3 protein-coding genes are annotated in these 4,792 nt (G+C 71.8%); all 3 read left to right on the forward strand.

The window, feature by feature from the left end:
* The first annotated feature begins 168 nt into the window (after window positions 1-168).
* A complete protein-coding gene (locus ND748_RS25485; RefSeq protein WP_251748594.1) occupies window positions 169-633 on the forward strand; it encodes a hemerythrin domain-containing protein in 465 nt (154 codons plus the stop codon).
* Between the two features lie 239 nt (window positions 634-872).
* The gene (idi, locus tag ND748_RS25490) at window positions 873-1,457 is read left to right on the forward strand and encodes an isopentenyl-diphosphate Delta-isomerase (RefSeq protein WP_251748596.1); all 585 of its coding nucleotides are present in this window, start codon (window positions 873-875) and stop codon (window positions 1,455-1,457) included.
* 1,833 nt (window positions 1,458-3,290) lie between these two features.
* Window positions 3,291-4,706, forward strand: coding sequence for a family 2B encapsulin nanocompartment shell protein (locus tag ND748_RS25495; protein ID WP_251748598.1), 1,416 nt, complete (start codon window positions 3,291-3,293; stop codon window positions 4,704-4,706).
* The last annotated feature ends 86 nt before the right edge of the window (window positions 4,707-4,792 follow it).

Consider the following 4,792-nt stretch of genomic DNA (forward strand, 5'->3'; position numbering starts at 1 on the left):
CTCCGGCGGGAACGGGTTCGCGGGCACCCGGCCCGCCCGGCCGGCCGACGGGCGCCTGGCGGACCTCGCGGCATCCACGTTGCCCGGCCCCGCCGCGGCGGATCCGGCGTTTCTCGTTCCCGGCGCCGGAGGCCAGCCGATCTTCTTCTCCCCGAGGACGGCCCTACTGTGTCTGAATATTGCTGGTGCACGGCCACTCCGGCCATCGAGGACCTGATCCGGGAGCATGACGAGCTGGTCGAACTCTCGGCCGACGCGCGTGAGGCCTATCGGCGGGGCGACCTCGAGTCGCTGATCGACTGCTGTACCAGGATCTCCACCGTCCTCGGCCCGCACACCGTGGTGGAGGAACGCGGCCTGTTTCCCCCGATGGCCGCCGAGTTCCCAGAGAAGATCGCGATTCTGCGCGGCGAACACCGCCGCGTCGAGGCGGTCCTCGCGGGCGCGGCCGACGGCACCGCCCGCACCGATCCGGCCTGGGCCGCCCGAGCCGTCGAGATGCTGACGCTGCTGCGGCGCCACATCGTCAAGGAGCAGGAGGGCCTCTTCCCGGCCGCCCTCGCCGTCCTCAGCAACGAACAGTGGGACATGCTCACCGCCATCCGCGCGGGAACGAGCCTCATCGGCTCCTGAGCGGCGGCCCGGACCGGCGGGCTGCCCGCCCGCCACCTTCGGGTGCCCCCTCGTCGCCGGTAGGTCCCGGCAGGCGGCCCATCTGCGGCGGATGTGACCAGCAGGATCCGGGGTCGGGCCGCCGCCTGGTCGTGGCGGCGGGAGGATGGGCCGGTGAGGACACCCAGCTGCGACGCGACGCACCACTTACGCGCCCGCCGGGATCCCTTCGCCACTCCCACGGAAAGCGAGGCCCACGCGTGAGTCCACAAGGACCCGGTACCGCCGTCGACGTCGACGACCAGGTCGTGCTGCTGGACCCCGACCGCCGCCCCTGCGGGACGGCGCCCCGGCTCGCCGTGCACGGCCTCGACACGCCTCTGCACCTGGCCTTCTCCTCGTACCTGTTCGACGCGACCGGCCGGCTGCTGGTCACCCGCCGGGCGCTGGGCAAGCGCACCTGGCCAGGGGTGTGGACGAACAGCTGCTGCGGGCATCCTCGGCCCGGTGAGGACATCGCCGTCGCCGTCCAGCGCCGGGTGGAACAGGAACTGCGGCTGGCCCTGACCGATCTGCACTGCGCGCTGCCGGACTTCGCCTATCGCGCCACCGCCGCGGACGGCCTGGTGGAGAACGAGGTGTGTCCCGTCTACGTCGCTCGGGCGGTGGGCGACCCGGACCCGGACCCGGCCGAGGTCGTCGAGTGGCGCTGGGTCGACTGGGAAAGCTACCGGCAGGCGGCGTTCGCCGCGCCGTGGGCGTTGAGTCCCTGGTCGGTCGATCAGATGATCGCGTTCGGCCGGGCCGCGCACCCGCTGACGGCCGCACTGCACGCCGCCAGCTGAGCGAACGTCGAACGAGGAGCCCATCCGGGGGGTGGCCTCGCCGCTCTGGGTGAGGCCGGAGCACCACCCGGGTGGGTCCCCTGATCCCGATGCGCCGGCAGGCGTGCCGGCAGGCCCTGGCCCGGATCAACCGAATCGACAGGCGGCCAGGACTACATCTTCTGGTTCGAACGGGTCGCCCTGTTCGCCTATACCTATGGCTACTTATCACTAGTGAGGGAACCACCTCGGTTACGTTCGGTCAACAGTTGATCGCGAAGCGATCATCGTCGCGGCGGCCGGACGGTATTCCTGCAAAACGGTGGCGAGTTACAGCGCTGTCACCACACCGGCAGCCTCCCGAAATCCACGAGCCACTGCCGCGGCCGGCAAGCGGGACCCGTCGGTCGGCCTGAGCAAACCGGGCGCCGCCACGGGCGGATCCACCCGGTCGGCTGGCCCGCGCGCCGAGGGCTTCCCGCTCTCGGCGCATCGGGTCGGCTACGGACGACCTGCCGGGGAATGCACATAGGTCGGCCGCCGGCAACGGTATGAGGTCCCTAATCACCGGGCAGTTGTTCCCGGCCGGGTACCACGATGGTGCCGGGTCCCGCACCCGATCGACGCCGGTCCGGGCCGGCCGAGCCGAGCCCTCGGGAGCCGGGCCCGCGCAGCCGAGCCCCCGCCTCGACCTCACTTCCCGCCCCGCCGCGCACGGCGACCCCCGCCACACCCGGCGGCCGGCCCCTGATGACGATCCGCCACCGGCGTCACTGACCTGGCGTTCCGCCCACACCCCAGGGCACGGTATCCACGGGGAAGGGCGCCGCCGTCCCGGCGGACAGCGGCGAAGCCCGTCCCCCCCGCAACCCCGACCAGGCCGGCGCAGCGCGGCTCCGGCGCGCCCGGACGCCCGCCCGAGGTGCCACACAGGACCGAGCGCTGCAGATCGGTGAGCGACGGGTGACCTGTCACCCACCGTGTGGGACACATTCCACGGCGGCCACCGCGGGACCGGCCCCGAGGTGGGCCGAGAGCGGTCCGATGGTCGTCCGGCGGCTCGGCCGGCGCGGTGTTTCCAGCCGTGCCACGGCATCAGGCCGGCAAACGGGTCGGCGGCACCGCCGATATCCGGCGCGCGCCCGGCGCAGTCTGGTTTTGGCCGGCCAACCGTATTCCGATGGGCGATGCCGAGACGATCACCCGCCCGGGCAACCGGAAAGGCCGTCATTCATTTCCGGGAAATTCGAACCACCGGTAAGGCATTGACTGTCCGTGACCGCAGGCCCTGGGGATCAGGGCTATCGGAAGCCCTCGGTTCGGGCCAGTCCCCGATTGGTTCCGCAAAGTGCTTGCCGCCCACGCCGTCGGTGCGGGAGGCTGCCGATGCGCGCCGAGACGCGCCTGCCGGCGCAACAAAGCGCATGTCCGCGAACCGCGCGACACCCACGGGGGTTACTGGTATATGGAGCGTTCCACGGTGCGATCATGCGAGCCGCGATCGGTTCGGCGACGTCCGTACTCATTGTTCGAATCCTGACCGCGGCGATCCTCGCAACCTCGCTCCGAACATCGGCCCGCGGCCGAAAAAAGACTGCGGAAATCGTGGAGAGGCCGCCACTTTTCCGTGGACGGCTTCGGCGTACGAGCGCGCCACCGTTCCACGCCAGCCCCTGGTTCCACGCCAGCCCCTGGTTCCAGCCGAGCCCGATGGCTTCACCAAGCCCGATGGCTCCGCCCGAGCCCGCTGGGCTCACTCGAGCCCCGCTGGGCGCACCCGAGCCGCCAGGTCTCGCTCCGAGCCCTGAGGTTTCCCCCCAGTCCCTGGACGACCAACGATAGGTGGAGTCTGCCATGACCGAGCCCGTACCGACCGACCCCGGAGCGACCGGCACGGCCCCCGGCGAGGACTCCCGGCTGAGTCTGAGCACGGCGGCCGCGCGCAACCTCGCGACGACCACCAAGTCCGTCCCGCAGATGCAGGAGATCACCTCCCGGTGGCTGCTGCGGGTGCTGCCCTGGGTCCACACCGCCGGCGGCGTCTACCGGGTCAACCGGCGGTTGACCTACGTGCTCGGCGACGGACTCGTCACCTTCACGTCCGTCGGATCCGAGGTGCGGGTGGTGCCCGGCGAGCTCGCCGAGCTGCCCGCGCTGCGCGGCTTCGACGGCGGGGCGCTCGCCGGCCTCGCCGACCGCTTCGTCCAGCGGGAGTACGCCGCGGGCGACGTGCTCGCCGAGACGGGCGCGCCGGCCGACGAGGTGTTCCTCATCGCCCACGGCAAGATCGGGAAGTTCGGGCCCGGCGAGTACGGCCACGAGCGGTCGCTCGGGGTGCTCGCCGACGGCGAGTACTTCGGCGACGAGGTGCTCACCGAGTCGGAGCTGTCCTGGGAGTACACCGCTCGGGCGCTGACCGCCGCCACCGTGCTGGTGCTCTCCCGCCAGCAGCTCGCCGAGATCACCGGGCAGGACGCCGAGCTCAGCGGGCATTTCGAGGACTATCGCAGCCGGCCGCAGCCGGCCCGTAACCGCCTCGGCGAGGCGGAGATCGCGATCGCCGCCGGGCACTCCGGCGAGCCGGACCTGCCGGGCACGTTCGTGGACTACGAGCTGGCGCCGCGCGAGTACGAGCTGTCCGTCGCCCAGACGGTGCTGCGCATCCACAGCCGGGTGGCTGACCTGTACAACGAGCCGATCAACCAGCTCTCCCAGCAGTTGCGGCTCACCGTCGAGGCGCTGCGCGAGCGCCAGGAACACGAACTGATCAACAGCCCCGACTTCGGCCTGCTGCACAACGCCGACCTGCGCCAGCGCATTCAGACCCGCTCGGGCCCGCCGACCCCGGACGACCTCGACGAGCTGCTCAGCCGGCGGCGCAGCACGCATTTCCTGCTCGCCCACCCGCGGGCCATTGCGGCCTTCGGGCGGGAGGCCACGGCGCGAGGCATCTACCCGGCGACCGTGCTGTTCCACGACCAGCACGTGCCGGCGTGGCGCGGCGTGCCGATCCTGCCGGTGAGCAAGATTCCGATCAGTTCCACCGGGACGACGTCGATTCTCGCGCTGCGCACCGGCGAGGAGAACCAGGGCGTCATCGGCCTGAACCATGTCGGGCTCGCCGATGAATACGAGCCGGGGCTGTCCGTCCGATTCATGGGTATCAACGAGAAGGCGATCATCTCCTATCTCGTGACGACCTACTTCTCCGCCGCCGTGCTCGTGCCGGACGCGCTCGGGATCCTGGAGAACGTCGAGATCGGACGCTGAGCCCACCGACCGGGGGGGGGGGGGGGGGGGGGGGGGGGGGGGGGGGGGGGGGGGGGGGGGGGGGGGGGGGGGGGGGGGGGGGGGGG

The sequence above is a fragment of the Frankia sp. AiPs1 genome (genome assembly GCF_023716945.1).
Lineage (GTDB): Bacteria > Actinomycetota > Actinomycetes > Frankiales > Frankiaceae > Frankia.